Origin of the sequence: Enterobacter roggenkampii (assembly GCF_001729805.1) — a bacterium.
Classification (GTDB): domain Bacteria; phylum Pseudomonadota; class Gammaproteobacteria; order Enterobacterales; family Enterobacteriaceae; genus Enterobacter; species Enterobacter roggenkampii.
Genome location: NZ_CP017184.1, coordinates 167,870 through 187,321, shown reverse-complemented (window position 1 = coordinate 187,321; position 19,452 = coordinate 167,870). Strand labels below are relative to the sequence as shown.

15 protein-coding genes are annotated in these 19,452 nt (G+C 56.0%); 7 read left to right on the top strand and 8 right to left on the bottom strand.

The window, feature by feature from the left end; all coding sequences use genetic code 11:
- Nucleotides 1-175: 175 nt before the first annotated feature.
- The 3 genes from glyS to BFV67_RS00815 all read right to left on the bottom strand — a co-directional run bounded on the left by glyS (nt 176) and on the right by BFV67_RS00815 (nt 3,632).
- Entirely contained in the window at nt 176-2,245 is a 2,070-nt protein-coding gene (gene glyS / locus BFV67_RS00825; protein WP_069597743.1) for a glycine--tRNA ligase subunit beta, read from the bottom strand.
- 9 nt (nt 2,246-2,254) lie between these two features.
- A complete protein-coding gene (glyQ, locus tag BFV67_RS00820) occupies nt 2,255-3,166 on the bottom strand; it encodes a glycine--tRNA ligase subunit alpha (protein ID WP_003860141.1) in 912 nt (303 codons plus the stop codon).
- A gap of 160 nt (nt 3,167-3,326) precedes the next feature.
- Nucleotides 3,327-3,632 carry a YsaB family lipoprotein gene (locus BFV67_RS00815; protein ID WP_023294837.1) on the bottom strand — a complete coding sequence of 102 codons (306 nt, stop codon included), beginning with the start codon at nt 3,630-3,632 and terminating at the stop codon, nt 3,327-3,329.
- 182 nt (nt 3,633-3,814) lie between these two features.
- On the opposite strand from BFV67_RS00815, the gene BFV67_RS00810 reads away from it, so the two are divergent.
- The gene (locus tag BFV67_RS00810) at nt 3,815-4,810 is read left to right on the top strand and encodes an acyltransferase (protein ID WP_023345230.1); all 996 of its coding nucleotides are present in this window, start codon (nt 3,815-3,817) and stop codon (nt 4,808-4,810) included.
- Here the strand turns inward: BFV67_RS00810 and BFV67_RS00805 are convergent.
- The 4 genes from BFV67_RS00805 to xylA all read right to left on the bottom strand — a co-directional run bounded on the left by BFV67_RS00805 (nt 4,803) and on the right by xylA (nt 9,210).
- Nucleotides 4,803-5,723 (bottom strand): GlxA family transcriptional regulator, encoded by a 921-nt coding sequence (locus BFV67_RS00805; protein WP_063452833.1) that lies wholly within the window; start codon nt 5,721-5,723, stop codon nt 4,803-4,805. The genes BFV67_RS00810 and BFV67_RS00805 overlap by 8 nt on opposite strands.
- Nucleotides 5,723-6,262, bottom strand: a complete 540-nt coding sequence (locus BFV67_RS00800) for an isochorismatase family protein (protein WP_023326455.1) — start codon at nt 6,260-6,262, stop codon at nt 5,723-5,725. The genes BFV67_RS00805 and BFV67_RS00800 overlap by 1 nt, the downstream gene beginning before the upstream one ends.
- Before the next feature lie 103 nt (nt 6,263-6,365).
- Nucleotides 6,366-7,820 (bottom strand): xylulokinase, encoded by a 1,455-nt coding sequence (gene xylB, locus BFV67_RS00795; protein ID WP_023345228.1) that lies wholly within the window; start codon nt 7,818-7,820, stop codon nt 6,366-6,368.
- A gap of 67 nt (nt 7,821-7,887) precedes the next feature.
- The gene (xylA, locus tag BFV67_RS00790; RefSeq protein ID WP_095428923.1) at nt 7,888-9,210 is read right to left on the bottom strand and encodes a xylose isomerase; all 1,323 of its coding nucleotides are present in this window, start codon (nt 9,208-9,210) and stop codon (nt 7,888-7,890) included.
- 371 nt (nt 9,211-9,581) lie between these two features.
- Between xylA and xylF the strand changes: the two genes are divergently transcribed.
- The 4 genes from xylF (at nt 9,582) to xylR (ending at nt 14,559) form a co-directional block, all read left to right on the top strand.
- Nucleotides 9,582-10,574 (top strand): D-xylose ABC transporter substrate-binding protein, encoded by a 993-nt coding sequence (gene xylF / locus BFV67_RS00785; protein WP_069597742.1) that lies wholly within the window; start codon nt 9,582-9,584, stop codon nt 10,572-10,574.
- A gap of 72 nt (nt 10,575-10,646) precedes the next feature.
- A complete protein-coding gene (locus BFV67_RS00780) occupies nt 10,647-12,188 on the top strand; it encodes a xylose ABC transporter ATP-binding protein (protein WP_008502745.1) in 1,542 nt (513 codons plus the stop codon).
- Complete coding sequence (xylH, locus tag BFV67_RS00775) at nt 12,166-13,347, top strand: xylose ABC transporter permease XylH (protein ID WP_008502744.1); 1,182 nt, start codon at nt 12,166-12,168, stop codon at nt 13,345-13,347. The genes BFV67_RS00780 and xylH overlap by 23 nt, the downstream gene beginning before the upstream one ends.
- A gap of 33 nt (nt 13,348-13,380) precedes the next feature.
- The gene (gene xylR, locus BFV67_RS00770; protein ID WP_023345227.1) at nt 13,381-14,559 is read left to right on the top strand and encodes a D-xylose utilization transcriptional activator XylR; all 1,179 of its coding nucleotides are present in this window, start codon (nt 13,381-13,383) and stop codon (nt 14,557-14,559) included.
- 39 nt (nt 14,560-14,598) lie between these two features.
- Here xylR and BFV67_RS00765 read toward each other — a convergent pair whose 3' ends face one another.
- Nucleotides 14,599-15,423: a protein bax gene (locus tag BFV67_RS00765; protein WP_021242459.1), complete on the bottom strand. Its 825-nt coding sequence runs from the start codon at nt 15,421-15,423 to the stop codon at nt 14,599-14,601.
- A gap of 314 nt (nt 15,424-15,737) precedes the next feature.
- Between BFV67_RS00765 and BFV67_RS00760 the strand changes: the two genes are divergently transcribed.
- Both BFV67_RS00760 and avtA read left to right on the top strand, forming a co-directional pair.
- Nucleotides 15,738-17,768, top strand: coding sequence for an alpha-amylase (locus BFV67_RS00760; protein WP_069597741.1), 2,031 nt, complete (start codon nt 15,738-15,740; stop codon nt 17,766-17,768).
- A gap of 183 nt (nt 17,769-17,951) precedes the next feature.
- Nucleotides 17,952-19,208: a valine--pyruvate transaminase gene (avtA, locus tag BFV67_RS00755; RefSeq protein ID WP_008502740.1), complete on the top strand. Its 1,257-nt coding sequence runs from the start codon at nt 17,952-17,954 to the stop codon at nt 19,206-19,208.
- Nucleotides 19,209-19,452: the final 244 nt, after the last annotated feature.

The window sequence follows — 19,452 nt, the reverse complement described above, 5'->3', positions numbered from 1 at the left end:
AGGATCGAAATTCATCAGTCGTGTTTGTTCATTTTTGGGGGGCACTCCAGCGCGAGAAAGTTAACGGGGGTAAGGATAGCGGTAATGGGTTGACCATTTCAAGGTTAAATTTTCAGCAACACACTATAAAAAAACCCGCCGAAGCGGGTTTTTAGCATTTGTCACAACGGGCGCATTACTGCAGCAGCGAAATATCCGCCACGCGCAGGAACAGCTCACGCAGTTTCTCGAGCATAGAGAGACGGTTAATACGCAGCTCTTTATCTTCTACGTTTACCATCACTTTCTCGAAGAAGGCGTCGATGACGTCACGCAGCTCGGCCAGCTCCACCAGCGCTTCCTGGTAGCGACCTTCCGCGAAGACCGGCTCGAGCTTGTCGCGCAGCACCACAACCTGCATCGCCAGGGCGATCTCTTCCGGCTCTTTCAGCGTCGCGGCGTTCACGCGCTCGTTCAGCGTCTCGTCGGACTTCGCCAGGATGTTGGAGACACGCTTGTTGGCCGCCGCCAGAGCAGATGCCGCTTCCAGCGTACGGAAGTGGGAAACCGCCTTCATACGCGCATCGAAATCAGCCGGACGGGTCGGACGACGCGCCAGCACCGCCTGAATGGTGTCGACGGTGTAACCTTCATCCTGATACCAGGCGCGGAAACGACCGAGCATAAAGTCGATCACGTCATCCACAACGTTGGCGTTGGTCAGCTTGTCGCCGTACAGACGCACCGCTTCTTCGGTCAGGGTCTGCAGATCCAGGTTCAGGTTCTTCTCAACGATGATACGCAGCACGCCGAGCGCAGCACGACGCAGCGCAAACGGGTCTTTGTCGCCTTTCGGATGCTGGCCGATACCGAAGATACCCGCCAGGGTGTCCATCTTATCGGCAATTGCGACAGCACAAGCTACCGGGTTGGACGGCAGTTCGTCACCCGCAAAGCGCGGCTGATACTGCTCGTTCAGGGCAACCGCCACGTCTTCCGCTTCGCCATCGTGACGCGCGTAGTGCATGCCCATCACGCCCTGGGTGTCGGTAAATTCGAACACCATGTTGGTCATCAGGTCACACTTGGAGAGCAGGCCTGCGCGGGTCGCGTGGTTAACGTCGGCACCGATTTCACGAGCGATCCAGCCGGACAGCTCCGCAATACGGTCGGTCTTGTCGCGCAGCGTACCCAGCTGCTGCTGGAACAGTACGGTCTGCAGGCGTGGAAGATGATCTTCCAGGCGCTTTTTACGGTCGGTGTTGAAGAAGAACTCGGCATCCGCCAGACGTGGGCGCACGACCTTCTCGTTACCGGAGATAATCTGGCTCGGATCTTTCGATTCGATGTTCGCGACAAAGATGAAGTTTGGCAGCAGCTTGCCGTCGTTGGCATAGACAGGGAAGTACTTCTGGTCACCCTTCATGGTGTACACCAGCGCTTCAGCCGGAACGGCCAGGAACTTCTCTTCGAACTTCGCGGTCAGCACAACCGGCCATTCCACCAGCGAGGTCACTTCTTCCAGCAGGCTGTCGCTCAGATCGGCTTTACCGCCAATCTTACGCGCCGCCTCTTCTGCATCGGCTTTGATTTTGGCTTTACGCTGTTCGTAGTCAGCAATGACCTTACCGCGCTCCAGCAGGATTTGCGGATACTGATCGGCATTGTCGATGGTGAACTCAGGCTCGCCCATGAAGCGGTGACCGCGGATCACGCGATCGGACGCCACGCCCAGAATGGTGGCCGGAATCACGGTATCGCCCAGCAGCAGGGTCACGGTGTGAACCGGACGCACGAAGTGCACGTCGGACGCGCCCCAGCGCATCAGCTTAGGAATCGGCAGCTTAGCCAGCGAGCTCGCAATCATCTCCGGCAGCAGCGCTTCAGCGCTTTCACCTTTTACGTGAGCGCGATACAGCAGCCACTCGCCTTTGTCGGTGGTCAGACGCTCGGCCTGGTCAACGGTAATACCGCAACCGCGCGCCCAGCCTTCTGCTGCTTTGCTTGGCTTGCCTTCGGCATCGAACGCCTGGGCAATCGCCGGGCCACGTTTTTCCACTTCACGATCCGGCTGAGACGCCGCCAGGTTAGCCACTTTCAGCGCCAGACGACGCGGTGCAGCAAACCATTCAATTTTACCGTGCGCCAGGCCAGCGTTATCCAGCTCGGCAGTCACGTTCGCAGCAAAAGATTCAGCCAGGCTGCGCAGGGCTTTTGGTGGCAGCTCTTCGGTGCCGATTTCCACCAGGAAAGTTTTCTCAGACATGGCCGCCTCTTATTTGTTTCGGTTGCACATCGGGAAGCCAAGGGCTTCACGGGACGCATAGTAAGCTTCTGCAACGGCTTTGGTCAGGGTGCGAATACGCAGAATGTAGCGCTGACGTTCAGTCACGGAGATCGCTTTGCGGGCGTCCAGCAGGTTGAAGCTGTGGGCGGCCTTCAGAATACGCTCGTAGGCAGGCAGCGGCAGCGGAGTCTCCAGCGCCAGCAGCTGCTGCGCTTCTTTCTCATACTGCTCGAAGCAGGTGAACAGGAAGTCCACGTCCGCGTATTCGAAGTTATAGGTGGATTGTTCCACTTCGTTCTGATGGAACACGTCGCCGTAGGTGGTTTTACCCAGCGGGCCGTCGCTCCAGACCAGGTCGTAAACGCTGTCTACGCCCTGAATGTACATCGCCAGACGTTCCAGACCGTAGGTGATCTCACCGGTGATCGGCTTACATTCCAGACCGCCAACCTGCTGGAAGTAAGTGAACTGGGTCACTTCCATGCCGTTCAGCCACACTTCCCAACCCAGACCCCAGGCACCCAGCGTTGGGTTTTCCCAGTTGTCTTCCACGAAACGGATGTCGTGAATGGTCGGATCCATACCCAGCTCTTTCAGCGACCCGAGGTACAGTTCCTGAATGTTGTCGGGTGATGGCTTAATCACCACCTGGAACTGATAGTAATGCTGCAGACGGTTCGGGTTCTCACCGTAACGACCATCGGTCGGACGACGGGAAGGCTGCACATACGCGGTCGCCATTGGCTCTGGCCCCAACGCGCGCAGGCTGGTCATCGGGTGTGAAGTGCCGGCGCCGACTTCCATGTCCAAAGGTTGAACAATGGTACAGCCCTGACGAGCCCAGTAATCCTGTAAGGTCAGGATCAGGCCCTGGAAGGTCTTGGTATCAAACTTTTGCATAGTATTTCGTGCTGGATACGTGTGGTTTTAAATGGAAGGGACCAGTATACCCGCTGGCTGCAAGATATACAGTACGAAACGGGGTTGTTTAGGGAAAATTGGGAAATAAGCATTCACGCCAGGGCGCTGCCGGCGTCTGGCTGTTGATTATGCGAGCAGGCTAGCGCATGGAGAGGTGTAAAAACTGGCCGTCCGCATCAAACGAGCAGACAAAGCCTTCTTTACGCGCCGTATAGCCCTTGAGCTCATAGCTGCCCTGAAAGCGCTCAAACCCGGTGACGTTGATTTTCTGCACGTCCGAGTTATAGCGGCGTGCGGCCTGGTCCTTGCAGAGTGACTCCATATTCAGTGAACGTTCCGGGCTCATTTTGCCCTGCTGGGCTTTTTGCACTGGTGCTTCTTGTGGCGCACTGCATCCTGCCAGCATGAAAAGCAGAAAGAGTGATGCCACACGCTTCATCATCATTTTTATTACCGTCCTGGTCAGTGGCTGTTATTTTTAGTATCAACACGTTTATAGATTATGGTCAGCCATTCTGCGAATCTCGCGGTCTCCCGGCAAGCCTGCGAATAAAACTCAGAATTTTCCAAACGAAGACTTTTGGACAATGGGAGTCACATTCACTTTACAGGGAATACGAGGAACTGATGCCGTCAAAAATTAACTGGATTGATAACCTGCGAGGAATAGCGTGTCTGATGGTGGTCATGATCCACACGACGACCTGGTACGTCACGAACGCCCACAGCATCAGCCCCGTTAACTGGGATATCGCCAATATTCTCAACTCTGCGTCGCGCGTCAGCGTGCCGCTGTTCTTTATGATTTCTGGCTTTCTCTTTTTTGGTGAACGCAGCGCGCAGCCGCGGCACTTCATCCGCATCGCGGCCTGCCTGGGGTTCTACAGCGCCGTTGCCCTGCTCTATATCACCCTGTTCACCTCCATTAACGCCGGGTTATCCCTCAAATATTTGCTGCAAAAACCGGTGTTCTACCACCTGTGGTTCTTCTTCGCCATTATCGTGATCTATCTGGTCTCTCCGCTCATTCAGGTGAAAAACGTCAGCGGGAAAATGCTTCTGGCCCTGATGGTGGTGATTGGCATTGTCGCCAACCCTAATACGGTCTCGCAGAAAATCGACGGATTTGAGTGGCTGCCGGTGAACCTCTATATCAACGGCGATACCTTCTATTACGTGCTTTACGGCATGCTGGGGCGCGCCATCGGGATGATGGACACGCAAAAACGCGGTCTGAACTGGCTCTGCGGGGCACTGTTTATCGCCGGCGTGGCGGTGATTTCACGCGGGACGCTGCATGAGCTGCAGTGGCGCGGTAATTTTGCCGATACCTGGTATCTCTACTGCGGCCCGATGGTCTTTATCTGTGCCGTATCGCTGCTCACGCTCGTTAAAAACACCCTGAATGCGCGTCCCCTTCCCGTACTGAGCGTCATTTCACGACACTCTCTCGGGATTTACGGTTTTCACGCGCTGGTGATCCACGCGCTTCGGACACGAGGCATCGAGCTTAAAACCTGGCCGGTGCTGGATATCATCTGGATTTTTGCTGCGACCCTGGCGATCAGCCTGCTGCTGTCGATGCTGCTGCAAAAAATAGACGTTCGCCGCTTCGTCAGCTAACGCTTCGCTGCCGGGCGCGATGGTACTGGCGCGGGGAGGAAAACCCTGCCGCCAGGGAAGCCTGCTCCACGCCGCGCCCCTGCAATAGCCACTGTTCCGCCACCGCCAGACGCAGCTGCTCCAGATAATCGCGGACGCTAATCCCTAAATGTGTCTGGAAAAGCCGGGTGAGATGGCGCGGGCTGACGTGCGCCAGCGCGGCGATATCAGGCAAGTTCCATGCTTTTTGCGGCTCGGCGGTGAGCGCATCCTGCGCCCGATGAATCGCCGGATGAAGATGATTGCGGTAGCGTAGCCACGGGGAGAGCTGGGGATCGTCACCAGAACGGCGGAACCAGACCACCATCTCGCGCGCCACATTCAGCGCCTTTTCGGGGCCGCACAGGCGGTTAATCATATGCAGCGCCAGGTCGATGCCCGACGTGATCCCCGCGCTGGTCCAGATGTTCTCGTCCTGCACAAAGATGCGGTTTTCTTTAATCGTCGCCGTAGGGGCCGCGGTGCGTAAACGGCTGATAACGTCATGGTGAGTTGTGCACTGTTTGTTATTCAGCAGGCCCGATTTCGCCGCCAGCAGCGCGCCAGAACAGACGCACATCACCGTGATATCCCGGCGCTGAATAATCGGCTGCAGGCGCATCAGCCAGTGCTGTATCCGTAACGCCTGCGGCGTCGAAAACTGAGAGCGGGAGTCACTCACGCCGGGCAATACCAGCAGGCTCCCCTCGGGAAGACGTTCCGGCAGCGGCTGAATGCCGCTCATCGTCAGACCTATCGACGTCGGCACGTCAGGTTGCGGGCCAATGTAATGCAGACGAAACGCGTCGCCAGCCAGCACAAAGGTTTCTGCCGGGCCCGTCATATCTAATGACAGCACCCCGGGCAACATCACGAACCAGACGTCGATGGGCATTACAGTGACTCCAGCGTCTCCGCTACCGTTTTAATGTCGGCAAAACGCCCGGACAGTACCGTTTCGGTACGGTGGCGAATGTCCGCTGCGCTAAGGGTAATGCCCCTGTACGTCATGGGGAACGTCAGCGTTGCCTCGCTCACAAAGGTCACAGCATAACCCAGATCGGATGCCACCCGGGCGGTGGTTTCACAGCATTGCTCCGTGCGAATGCCGCAGATAATCACACTATTGATATCACGCTCGCGCAGCCAGCGATCGAGCCCGGTATCCGTGAAGGCATTATGGACGTGTTTCTGGAAAACCACATCCGGCTGATGACGCAAAAAGGCCATCGGTTTGACATAACCGCTTTCCAGCGTAAATGGGCCGTCTTCATCCACATGAAAAATATCAACGACCGGAATACCGCGCGCCTGGCAGCCTTCAATCAGACCCAGCATCGCCTGCTGAAAAGCGGGAATGTCATCCTCCTGCCAGTAATTGCGGTGATGGAAGGACTGCTGAGTATCAATGTTGATGAGTGCAATGCGTGACATGATGGTTCTCCTCGCCAGTGGGTGTGACACCATACTGGCAAGGAAAGGAAGGCGCGCACAGACCAAAAAAGGACATCCTCGTGCCTCTCACGGACAAGCGAATTTACGTCATCAGCGGCAGCAGCTGCTGGTAGATTTTGCGGAACACGTCGCGCCTTTCCGCGTACCGCGCATGGCGCGCCGCGTCAGGCAAATGCGCCTGTTCAAGCGTAAGCTGCGGCAGCAGTTGTGAAAGCGGTTTTTCCGGGTTCATAGCAATCTGCGCCAGACGCGCGGCGCCGAGCGCGGGGCCAACATCGCCACCGGTGCGGAAATCCAGCTGCAACCCGCTGATGTCCGACAGCATTTGTCGCCAGTAAGGGCTTCGCGCACCGCCGCCAATCAGGGTGACGCTTGCGGGTTTCAGGCCGCAGTCGTGAACCACGTCCATTCCGTCAGCCAGCGCATATCCGACGCCTTCGAGAACCGCACGCGCCAGTTCTGCCGGACCATGCTGATGGGTTAAGCCAAAGAACACCCCTTTCGCTTCAGGGTTGTTGTGTGGCGTACGCTCGCCGGACAGATACGGTAAAAACCAGACGGTACCGGCATTTTCATCCGCCTGCTGTGCTGCGGCAATCAACGCAGGAACATCGGCCATCCCGGTCAGCTTCGCCGCCCAGTCCAGGCACGACGCTGCACTCAGCATCACCGACATCAAATGCCATTTTCCAGGCAGCGCATGACAGAAACTGTGCACCGCGCTTTCGGGATTGCTGCGATAGCCGTCGCTGACGGCAAAATAGACGCCAGAGGTTCCCAGCGACAGCATCGCCTGACCTGCCTCAACCATGCCGACGCCCACGGCCCCTGCGGCATTGTCACCGCCCCCGGCAACCACCGGCACGGCAGACATATTCCAGCGTTCCGCAACGTCCGGCAGCAACGTGCCTGTTACCTCGCTACCTTCGAACAGGGCGGGCATGTGTTCACGGGTCAAATGGCAGGCATCCAGCATCGCCTCGCTCCAGTCGCGTTTCGCCACGTCGAGCCACATCGTGCCGGCGGCATCGGACATGTCGGAGGCGAAATCGCCCGTCATGCGAAAACGCAGATAGTCTTTCGGCAGCAGGACTTTCGCCACCTGCCGGAAAATCTCCGGCTCGTGTCGCTGCACCCACAGAAGCTTAGGCGCGGTAAAGCCGGGCATCATCAGGTTGCCGGTGATCGCGCGGGAAGTGGGTACGCGTTCCTCAAGAAGCGCACACTCTTCTGCACAGCGGCCATCGTTCCAGAGAATGGCGGGTCGCAACACGCGATGCTGGCTATCGAGCAGCGTCGCGCCGTGCATTTGCCCGGCAATCCCCAGCGCTTTCACGTCGCGCAGGCTGTGCTGCTCGCCTAAGGCTTTGATTGCGCGATCCGTCGCCTGCCACCACTGCTCCGGATCCTGTTCCGACCACAGCGGATGCGGACGTGAAACCTGCAGCTTTTCAGTCTGCGTTGCTAACACCTCGCCCTGCTCGCTTAACAGGATGGCTTTCACACCCGATGTGCCCAGATCGATCCCGATATACATATAGTGGATTCCTTAAGTGAAAATGCCCGGTGGCGCTGCGCTTACCGGGCCTACAAGCTGGATGCCGTTATTTATCGAACAGGTAGTGGTTGACCAGATTTTCCAGCAGCTCCTGGTGCCCGCTCTGGTGCTGCGGCGCCAGCTGATGGTGTTCAGCGTACTTCGCGATCTCCGCAAGCGATAACTGACCTTTCAAAATTTGCTGGCCCAGCTCACTGTTCCAGCCGCTGTAGCGCTTCGCCACGCGTTTATCGAGCTCGCCGTCTTCAATCATACGTGCCGCCACCTTCAGCGCCAGCGCCATGGTGTCCATCGCGCCAATGTGGCCGTAGAACAGATCGTATTTGTCGGTGCTCTGGCGACGCACCTTGGCGTCAAAGTTCAGGCCGCCGGTAGTGAAGCCGCCCGCTTTGACGATCTCATACATCACCAGCGCATTCTCTTCCACGCTGTTCGGGAACTGGTCGGTATCCCAGCCCAGCTGCGGGTCGCCGCGGTTCGCATCGACCGAGCCGAAGATGCCCAGCGCAATCGCCGACGCGATCTCGTGGTGGAAAGAGTGGCCCGCCAGCGTGGCGTGGTTGGCCTCAATGTTCACTTTAATCTCTTTTTCCAGACCGAACTGCTTCAGGAAGCCATACACCGTCGCCACGTCGTAGTCATACTGGTGCTTCGTCGGCTCCTGCGGCTTCGGCTCAATCAACAGCGTGCCGCGGAAGCCGATTTTGTGCTTGTGGTCGACAACCATCTGCATAAAGCGGCCAATCTGCTCGCGCTCCTGACGCAGGTCGGTGTTGAGCAGGGTTTCATAGCCTTCACGGCCTCCCCACAGAACATAGTTTTCGCCGCCCAGCTGATGCGTGGCATTCATTGCCGTCACCACCTGCGTGGCCGCCCAGCTAAACACTTCCGGATCCGGGTTGGTTGCCGCACCTGCGCCGTAGCGTGGGTTAGTGAAGCAGTTTGCCGTGCCCCACAGCAGCTTCACGCCGCTTTCCTGCTGTTTTGCCGCCAGTACATCCACCATCTGCGCAAAGTTGTTCAGGTACTCTTTCAGCGATGCGCCTTCCGGCGACACGTCGACGTCATGGAAGCAGTAGTACGGCACGTTCAGCTTGTGGAAGAACTCAAACGCTACATCGGCTTTGCGCTTTGCCAGCTCGATGGCCTCACCCGGCTGCTGCCACGGGCGGTCAAAGGAGCCCACGCCGAACATATCGGCGCCGTTCCAGCAGAAGGTATGCCAGTAACAGGCGGCAAAGCGCAGATGATCTTCCATGCGCTTACCCAGCACCAGCTCATCCGGGTTGTAGTGACGAAATGCTAAAGGATTGGTCGTTTTCGGGCCTTCGTAACGAACACGATCGAGTTGGTCGAAATAAGCTTGCATATTGAGCTCCATAATCAGGGTATGCGGCGAGTCGTTGATACAGGAGTAATAGTGAATAGACATTTTGGGTTGCTCAATTACGTTATTTCACACTGCTATTGAGAGAATGCACAACTGTGCGCTGGCTCGCAAAATAATGCGCAGACGAACTATTTTTCGGCGCGGATTCCAGAATCAAATGTAATTAAGACGTTACGTATTTTAAAATCCGATCGCGGTCATAAATTCAGAAATAAACCAAATATCATAATGAGAAGATAAAAATCTGTAATTGCCAGCCTGCCTTTCCGCGTTAAAAATTTGCTGCGTCCCAGCAGTGAATGTTTCTTTTATCTCAGCAACACATACCCCTACAAAAAGGCCTAATAATTATGAAGATAAAGAACCTGACCCTAACGCTCTGCGCCACGCTCCTTCTGGCAAGCTTTGCAGGACATGCCAAAGAGGTCAAAATTGGCATGGCGATTGACGACCTTCGTCTGGAGCGCTGGCAAAAAGATCGCGATATTTTTGTCAAAAAAGCGGAATCACTCGGTGCGAATGTGTTTGTTCAGTCAGCTAACGGCAATGAAGAAACACAAATGTCGCAGATCGAGAATATGATTAACCGCGGCGTCGATGTGCTGGTCATTATCCCCTATAACGGCCAGGTATTAAGTAACGTAGTGAAAGAAGCCAAACAAGAAGGCATAAAAGTGCTGGCCTATGACCGCATGATTAATAATGCGGACATTGATTATTATATTTCGTTCAACAATGAAAAAGTCGGCGAATTACAGGCACAAAGCCTGATCGACAAAGTGCCTCAGGGCAATTATTTCCTGATGGGCGGTTCGCCGGTAGATAACAACGCCAAGCTGTTCCGCGAAGGGCAAATGAAGATCCTTAAGCCGTACATCGATAACGGGAAAATAAAAGTGGTTGGCGATCAGTGGGCCGACGGATGGTTACCCGAAAACGCCCTGAAGATTATGGAAAACGCGCTGACGGCCAACAACAACAAAATTGACGCGGTTGTGGCCTCCAACGATGCCACCGCAGGCGGTGCGATTCAGGCCCTGAGCGCCCAGGGGCTGGCCGGTAAAGTCGCGATTTCTGGTCAGGATGCCGACCTGGCGGGCGTAAAACGCATTATTGCAGGAACTCAGACCATGACGGTCTACAAACCGATTACTGAGCTTGCCAATACGGCGGCGGAAATTGCCGTTGAGCTGGGCAACGGTAAGCAACCTAAAGCAGATGCAACGCTGAATAACGGCCTGAAAGACGTTCCGGCTCGCCTGCTCACCCCTATTGAAGTCAATAAAGAGAACATTGACGCCACCGTCATTAAGGACGGTTTCCACAAGAAGAGCGAACTGTAATCCGGCGCGGCCCCTGCTCTGCGGGGGCGCATCACGTTGCACTGTTCTTTCCTCGGGTTATGTGGAGCAGTTATGCCTTATTTACTTGAAATGAAAAGCATCACCAAGCGCTTCGGCACGGTGAAAGCCGTCGACAACGTCAGTCTCCGGCTAAATCCCGGCGAAGTGGTTTCGCTGTGTGGCGAGAACGGTTCAGGCAAGTCAACGCTGATGAAAGTGCTGTGTGGTATCTACCCGCACGGCAGCTACGAAGGCGAAATCGTTTTTGCCGGCGAAGTGATCCAGGCAACTCACATTCGCGATACCGAACGCAAAGGTATCGCCATCATCCACCAGGAACTGGCGCTGGTGAAACATCTCACCGTGCTGGAGAACATTTTCCTCGGAGCCGAAATCTCCCGCCACGGCGTGCTGGATTACGACACCATGACGCTCCGCTGTGAAAAGCTGCTGGCGCAGGTGAGCCTCCACATTTCACCGGATACCCGCGTGGGCGACCTGGGCCTTGGGCAACAGCAGCTGGTTGAAATCGCTAAAGCGCTCAATAAGCAGGTCAGGCTGCTGATCCTCGATGAGCCAACGGCCTCGCTCACCGAACAGGAAACCGCGGTTCTGCTCAATATCATCCGCGACCTGCAAAACCACGGCATCGCCTGTATCTACATTTCGCACAAGCTTAACGAGGTCAAAGCCATTTCGGACACCATCTGCGTGATCCGCGACGGCCAGCACATCGGCACGCGTGAAGCCGCGGGCATGAGCGAAGATGACATCATCACCATGATGGTGGGGCGCGAGCTGACGGCGCTCTACCCGAATGAGCCTCACACCAAAGGTGATGAAGTGCTGCGCGTGGAAAACCTGACCGCGTGGCACCCCGTTAACCGCCACATCAAGCGCGTCAATAACGTCTCGTTTTCTCTGCACAGCGGCGAAATTCTCGGTATTGCCGGGTTAGTCGGCGCCGGGCGCACGGAGGCCGTACAGTGTCTGTTTGGCGTATGGCCGGGGCGCTGGGAGGGCACGATTTATATCGACGGCCAGCCGGTGAAAATCGACAACTGCCAGCAGGCGATTGCCCACGGTATTGCTATGGTACCGGAAGACCGCAAAAAAGACGGCATCGTGCCGGTCATGGCCGTGGGGAAAAACATTACGCTTGCGGCGCTCGATCGCTTCTCCGGCGCGCTGAGCAGCCTTGACGATGCCGCCGAGCAGCAGTGCATCCTCCAGTCGCTTGCCCGTCTGAAGGTCAAAACCTCCTCACCGGAACTGGCGATTGGTCGCCTGAGCGGCGGCAACCAGCAGAAGGCGATTCTGGCGCGCTGCCTGCTGCTCAATCCACGCATTTTAATCCTTGATGAGCCGACGCGCGGGATTGATATCGGCGCCAAATATGAAATCTACAAACTGATTAATCAGCTTGTACAACAAGGGATTGCCGTCATTGTTATTTCGTCTGAGTTACCCGAAGTGCTCGGCCTGAGCGACCGTGTGCTGGTTATGCACGAGGGAAAACTGAAAGCCAACCTGATTAACCAGAACCTGACGCAGGAGCAGGTGATGGAAGCCGCTTTAAGGAGCGAACGTCATGTCGAAAAGCAATCCGTCTGATATCAAAGTCGCCGTTCCGACGCCCGGTGCGTTCGCAGGGCTAAAAGCGCTGAACCTGCAGGTGTTCGTGATGATCGCGGCCATTATCGTCATCATGCTCTTCTTTACCTGGATGACGGATGGCTCGTACCTGAGCGCGCGTAACGTCTCCAACCTGCTCCGCCAGACCGCTATCACCGGCATTCTGGCCGTGGGCATGGTGTTCGTGATTATCTCCGCGGAAATCGATCTGTCGGTCGGCTCGATGATGGGGCTCCTCGGCGGCGTGGCGGCCATTTTTGACGTCTGGCTCGGCTGGCCGCTGCCGCTGACCGTGGCGGTCACGCTGGTGCTGGGTCTGGTTCTGGGGGCCTGGAACGGCTGGTGGGTAGCCTACCGTAAAGTGCCGTCGTTCATTGTCACCCTGGCGGGGATGCTGGCCTTCCGCGGGATCTTAATCGGCATCACCAACGGTACCACCGTCTCCCCGACCAGCGCGGCCATGTCGCAGATTGGTCAAAGCTATCTCCCGGATGGCGTGGGCTTTACCATCGGCGTGGCGGGGCTGCTGGCGTTTGTCGCGTGGCAGTGGCGTGGACGCATGCGCCGTCAGGCGCTGGGGCTGGCGTCGCCAGCATCAACCTCGGTGGTGGGACGTCAGGCGCTGACGGCGGTCATTGTGCTGGGCGCCATCTGGCTTCTTAACGACTATCGCGGCGTTCCGACGCCGGTGCTGCTGCTGGCGCTTTTGCTGCTGGGCGGCATGTTTATGGCAACGCGCACCGCGTTTGGCCGCCGTATTTATGCCATCGGCGGCAACCTTGAGGCTGCCCGTTTGTCGGGGATTAACGTCGAACGCACTAAACTCGCGGTCTTCGCCATTAACGGCCTGATGGTCGCCATCGCCGGGCTGATCCTCAGCTCGCGTCTGGGGGCCGGTTCTCCCTCCGCGGGCAACATCGCCGAGCTGGATGCTATCGCCGCCTGCGTCATCGGTGGTACCAGCCTCGCAGGCGGTATCGGCAGCGTCGCGGGCGCGGTGATGGGGGCATTTATCATGGCGTCGTTGGATAACGGGATGAGTATGATGGACGTCCCGACGTTTTGGCAGTATATCGTCAAGGGAGCCATTCTTTTACTGGCAGTCTGGATGGACTCGGCCACCAAGCGACGGGCCTGATAACGGTATTGTGACTTAATTGGGAAGTGAGCCATGTTTGAAAAGCGTCACCGCATTACGTTGTTATTCAATGCCAACAAAGCCTATGACCGTCAGGTGGTAGAAGGCGTGGGTGAATATTTGCAGGCGTCGCAATCCGAATGGGATATTTTTATTGAAGAAGATTTCCGCACCCGTCTGGAGAACATTAAAGACTGGCTGGGCGATGGCGTCATCGCCGACTATGACGACCCCGTCATTGAGCAGCTGCTGACCGACGTCGACGTGCCGATCGTGGGCGTCGGCGGCTCCTACCACTCGCCCGAACACTATCCGCCGGTTCACTATATTGCCACCGATAACCATGCCCTGGTCGAAGCCGCGTTTCTCCATTTAAAAGAGAAAGGCGTCCACCGCTTCGCGTTTTATGGTTTACCCGCCACCAGCGGCAAGCGCTGGGCCGTTGAGCGTGAACACGCATTTTGCCAGCTGGTCGCGCAGGAGAAGTATCGCGGCGTGGTCTATCAGGGGCTGGAAACCGCCCCGGAAAACTGGCAGCACGCGCAGAACCGTCTCGCTGACTGGCTGCAAACGCTGCCGCCGCAAACCGGGATTATTGCCGTAACGGACGCCCGCGCCCGCCACGTGCTGCAGGTCTGCGAACACTTACACATCCCGGTGCCCGAAAAGCTGTGCGTGATTGGCATTGATAACGAAGAGCTTACCCGCTATCTGTCCCGCGTGGCGCTCTCTTCCGTGGCTCAGGGCACGCGTCAAATGGGCTATCAGGCGGCGAAGCTGCTGCACCGCCTGCTGGATAAAGAATCTCTGCCGCTTCAACGCCTGCTGGTGCCTCCTGTTCGCGTCGTGGAACGTCGCTCGACCGATTATCGCTCCTTAAGCGACCCGGCCGTCATTCAGGCCATGCACTATATTCGCAACCACGCCTGCAAAGGGATTAAGGTCGATCAGGTGCTGGATTCGGTGGGCATTTCGCGTTCGAATCTGGAGAAGCGTTTTAAAGAAGAGGTGGGCGAAACCATTCATGCCGTCATCCATGCAGAAAAGCTGGAGAAAGCACGCAGCCTGCTCGTTTCCACGTCGCTGTCGATCAACGAAATTTCGCAGATGTGCGGTTACCCGTCGCTGCAATATTTCTACTCGGTGTTTCGCAAAGAGTATGACACCACGCCGAAGGAGTATCGGGATCGCCACAGCGAGGTGCTGATTTAGAAAAGAAAACGCCTTCCAGTGGAAGGCGTTTTTTTGAGATTACATATGAGCGGCGATTAAGCGCTGGTTATCCTGGTACATGGCGAACAGATAGTTGTTATAGCTCTGTCCCTTCGTCGAATACCCTTTCAGCTTGTGGATCATCGTACTGGCCGTCACTTCCTGGTCCGCTTTACGCAGCTGAGCGCGTGATTTACGGAACGATGAGTAGGCCGGGTGCGTGTTCAGATTCACCACATAAGCGTTCACGGAATCCTTCACGGATTCAAACTGCGAATAGCCTTTCACCTTGCCAGGCGCATTCGTACAACGACCTTTCACGCATTTCATGCCGAAAAGGTTGTTGTTGTTACGCGCAAGCTTAGACGTTCCCCAGCCGCTTTCGGCTGCAGCCATGGTCGCAACCATGCTGCCCGGGATGATATCCACACGCTCAAGGAGAGCATTCCACGGCACACGACGCGTGTTCCCGTTCCAGCTCAACTTATAGCGCTTCGTGATATCTTTCAGACGCGCGCGCTCGGATGGCGACCAGCGGCTATCGTACTGTTTGGAAATCAGCCAGTTACGATCCGCAGTAATCGCGGCATTTTGACTCGTGATGTAAGGCATTACCGTCCGGAGAAACGCTTTTTTCCTTGGTGTTCCGGAAGGGTATTTTCGCAAATCAGGAAGTGAACTACTCTTTGCACTATTGCGAGAATACTCTTGTTTACTGCTAACCTTACTACTTGTCGTCTTTATTACGTGGGCTTTCTTACTCGTTGTATCCGTGTGCGTCTTCGCAAGCACCCCACCCGAAAATGCCGTGGTGAGTAACATGAGTATCGCAGCCCCATATCGTCGAATGGGAGTCGATATCATTAGGTCTCCTGGTCGGATGTAATCATCCCAACACCTTATTTTTTTCACAAATTTGAGAGCGGAATCTCAAATCATATCAAAAATAGACTTCAAGAGCACGTATAGAAATAGTCCAATTCCGAAACTATGTCACCTGAAACTTGCTCATAAAAACATCATTTCCGGAAAAATGTGTGCGTTATCGCAGATAACTGCCTAATTTTGCGCAAGATCACTCATCCTCACGCATCCTCCTGGCAGAAAGCGACAGGGGATGAGTTTTTCCCGCCCGCCTGCTGGCAAACTGGTCAAAAATGCCGCGACAGGAACCTGGAATGAAACGCACCGCAATAGCCTTTCTGATGTTACCCGCACTGGCACATGCCGACTGGTCATCGCCGGGGTTTGACGCATTTCGCGCCGAAGGCACCGGGATTTTCACCAGCCAGGCAAAGCTTGCGAAGGGTACGCGTCCTCTTACGCTCAGTTTTGACAAGACGTGCTGGCAGCCCACAGGCGCGATAAAACTCAATGAGATGCTGTCGCTCAAGCCCTGTGACGGTACACCGCCGCAGTGGCGCCTTTTCCGCGACGGTAAATACCAGATGCGAATCGATACACGCTCCGGCACGCCCACGCTGCTGCTGGCGGTTCAGAGCGCGACAGAACAGCCGGTGGCCAACGTTATCCGCCAGTGTCCGAAGTGGGACGGTAAGCCGCTGACGCTGGACGTCAGCCATACCTTCCCGGAAGGCTCCGTCGTGCGCGATTTCTACAGTAAACAGACGGTGACCGTACAAGGTGGAAAAATCACCCTGCAGCCAGCCGCCAACAGTAACGGCCTGCTGCTGCTTGAGCGCGCCGAAACCGACAAGCCTGCGCCGTTTAGCTGGCAAAACGCCAGCGTCTATTTTGTACTGACTGACCGCTATGTGAATGGTGACCCGAGCAACGACAACAGCTACGGCCGCCACAAAGACGGCATGCAGGAGATTGGTACGTTCCACGGCGGGGATCTCAAGGGACTGACCAGCAAGCTCGATTACCTGCAGCAGCTGGGGGTGAATGCGCTCTGGATAAGCTCCCCGCTTGAGCAGATCCACGGCTGGGTAGGCGGCGGCACCAAAGGTGATTTCCCGCATTATGCCTATCATGGCTACTATACCCAGGACTGGACAACGCTCGACGCCAACATGGGCACCGGGGATGACCTGCGTCAGCTTGTTGATGAAGCGCATAAGCGCGGCATTCGCATCCTGTTTGATATCGTCATGAACCACACGGGCTACGCGACGCTTGCGGACATGCAGGCGTATCAGTTTGGCGCCCTGTACCTGCAGGGTGATGAACTGAAAAAGACGCTGGGAGAGCACTGGACGGACTGGAAGCCTGGCGCAGGCCAGACCTGGCATAGCTTCAACGACTACATCAACTTCAGCGACAAAGCCGCATGGGAAAAATGGTGGGGTAAAAAGTGGATCCGCACCGACATCGGTGATTACGACAACCCCGGCTTCGATGATTTAACGATGTCGCTGGCGTTTCTGCCCGACCTGAAAACGGAATCCGCCGCCCCTTCCGGGCTACCCAATTTCTACCAACACAAACCCGATACCCACGCGAAAGCTATTCCGGGTTATACCCCGCGCGATTACCTGACCCACTGGCTCAGCCAGTGGGTACGTGACTACGGCATCGACGGTTTCCGCGTGGATACCGCGAAGCACGTTGAGCTTGCGGCCTGGCAGCAGCTGAAAGACCAGGCAAGCCAGGCGCTGGCCGCCTGGAAAGGCGCTCACCCGGACAAAAAGCTCGACAACGCACCGTTCTGGATGACCGGCGAATCCTGGGGTCACGGAGTGATGCAGAGCGATTATTACCGCCACGGCTTCGACGCGATGATCAACTTTGATTATCAGGAGCAGGCGGCGAAAGCGGTAAATTGCCTGGCCGATATGGATCTCACCTGGCAGCAGATGGCGGAGAAGCTGCAAAGCTTCAATGTGCTGAGCTACCTCTCATCGCACGATACGCGTCTGTTCCGCGAAGGGGGCCAGCGCGCGGCGGAGTTGCTCCTGCTGGCACCGGGCAGCGTGCAAATCTATTACGGGGATGAGTCCGAGCGTCCGTTCGGGCCGACAGGCTCCGACCCGCTGCAGGGCACCCGCTCGGATATGAACTGGCAGGACGTCACGGGCAAGCAGGCCTTAACCGTCGCCCACTGGCAAACGCTGGGTCAGTTCCGCGCCCGCCACCCGGCGATTGGTGAAGGCAAGCAAACCACGCTGTCGCTGAAAGAGGGGTATGGATTCGTACGTGAACATGATGGCGATAAGGTGATGGTCGTCTGGGCGGGGAATCAGTAGATCATACCCCTCACCCTAACCCTCTCCCCATGGGGAGAGGGGAGAAGCTCCAGAACTATTCACTACACAAATCCACTCCCGCCCTATAAAACAACAAATCCGACCACACCACCCGATTTGCACCAACACGGTGCTAGCGTTATGGTTACCCACTTTCAAAATAAGCTCGACAGATCACCTGCTATGACGTTTTCACTTTTCGGCGACAAATTTACCCGCCATTCAGGCATTACTCGCCTGATGGAGGACCTCAACGACGGGCTGCGCACACCGGGCGCAATCATGCTCGGCGGCGGAAACCCGGCTCAAATCCCGGAGATGAATACCTATTTCCAGACCCTGCTCGCTCAGATGCTGGAAAGCGGCAAAGCAACCGATGCGCTTTGCAATTACGACGGCCCGCAGGGGAAAACCGAGCTGCTGGCACTCCTCGCCGAAATGCTGCGTGACGAGCTGGGCTGGGATATCGAACCACAGAATATTGCACTGACAAACGGCAGCCAGAGCGCGTTTTTCTACTTGTTTAACCTGTTCGCTGGACGTCGCGCGGACGGCACCACCAAAAAAGTGCTGTTTCCGCTGGCGCCGGAGTATATCGGCTATGCCGATTCCGGCCTGGAAGAGGATCTGTTCGTCTCTGCGCGCCCGAACATCGAGCTGCTGCCGGAAGGCCAGTTCAAATATCACGTCGATTTTGAACACCTGCATATTGGCGAAGAGACGGGCATGATCTGCGTATCGCGCCCGACTAACCCAACGGGCAACGTGATAACCGATGACGAACTGATGAAGCTGGATGCGCTGGCCAATCAGCACGGTATTCCGCTGGTGATCGATAACGCCTACGGCGTGCCGTTCCCGGGCATCATCTTCAGCGAAGCACGTCCGCTGTGGAACCCGAACATTGTCCTGTGCATGAGCCTCTCTAAGCTGGGTCTGCCGGGCAGCCGCTGCGGCATCATCATCGCCAATGAGAAAATCATCACCGCCATCACCAATATGAACGGCATTATCAGCCTTTCACCGGGCGGCATTGGCCCGGCGATGATGTGCGAGATGATCAAACGCAAGGACCTGCTGCGTCTGTCGAATGACGTGATCAAGCCGTTCTACTACCAGCGCGTTCAGGAGACGATCGCGACACTTCGCCGCTATTTGCCGGAAGAACGCTGCCTTATCCACAAACCGGAAGGGGCGATTTTCCTGTGGCTGTGGTTTAAGGATTTACCCATCACCACCGAGCTGCTTTACCAGCGCCTGAAAAAGCGCGGCGTACTGATGGTGCCGGGCGATTATTTCTTCCCGGGTCTGGATAAGCCATGGCCGCATACCCATCAGTGCATGCGCATGAACTACGTCCCCGACCCGGAAAAAATCGAAGCGGGTGTTAAAATTCTCGCCGAAGAGATCGAAAAAGCCTGGCAAGAAGGCAATTGTTAAAAAATAAGGCTCTTCAAATGAAGAGCCTTATTTTTCCGTGATCTGAATCTTATATTAAGGATATATCCTGTAGCACTCCATTTATCATTCCCATTGAGTTTTCTTAGGAATATTCCTTTAATTTAGGCTCGCTAACCACCCTCTCAATAATTAAGCAAAAATTAAATATGCTAACTTATTGTTATTTTAAATAACCCTCTTCAACGCAGCAAAATACCTTCCTGAGTCGCTTTCATGCATATTT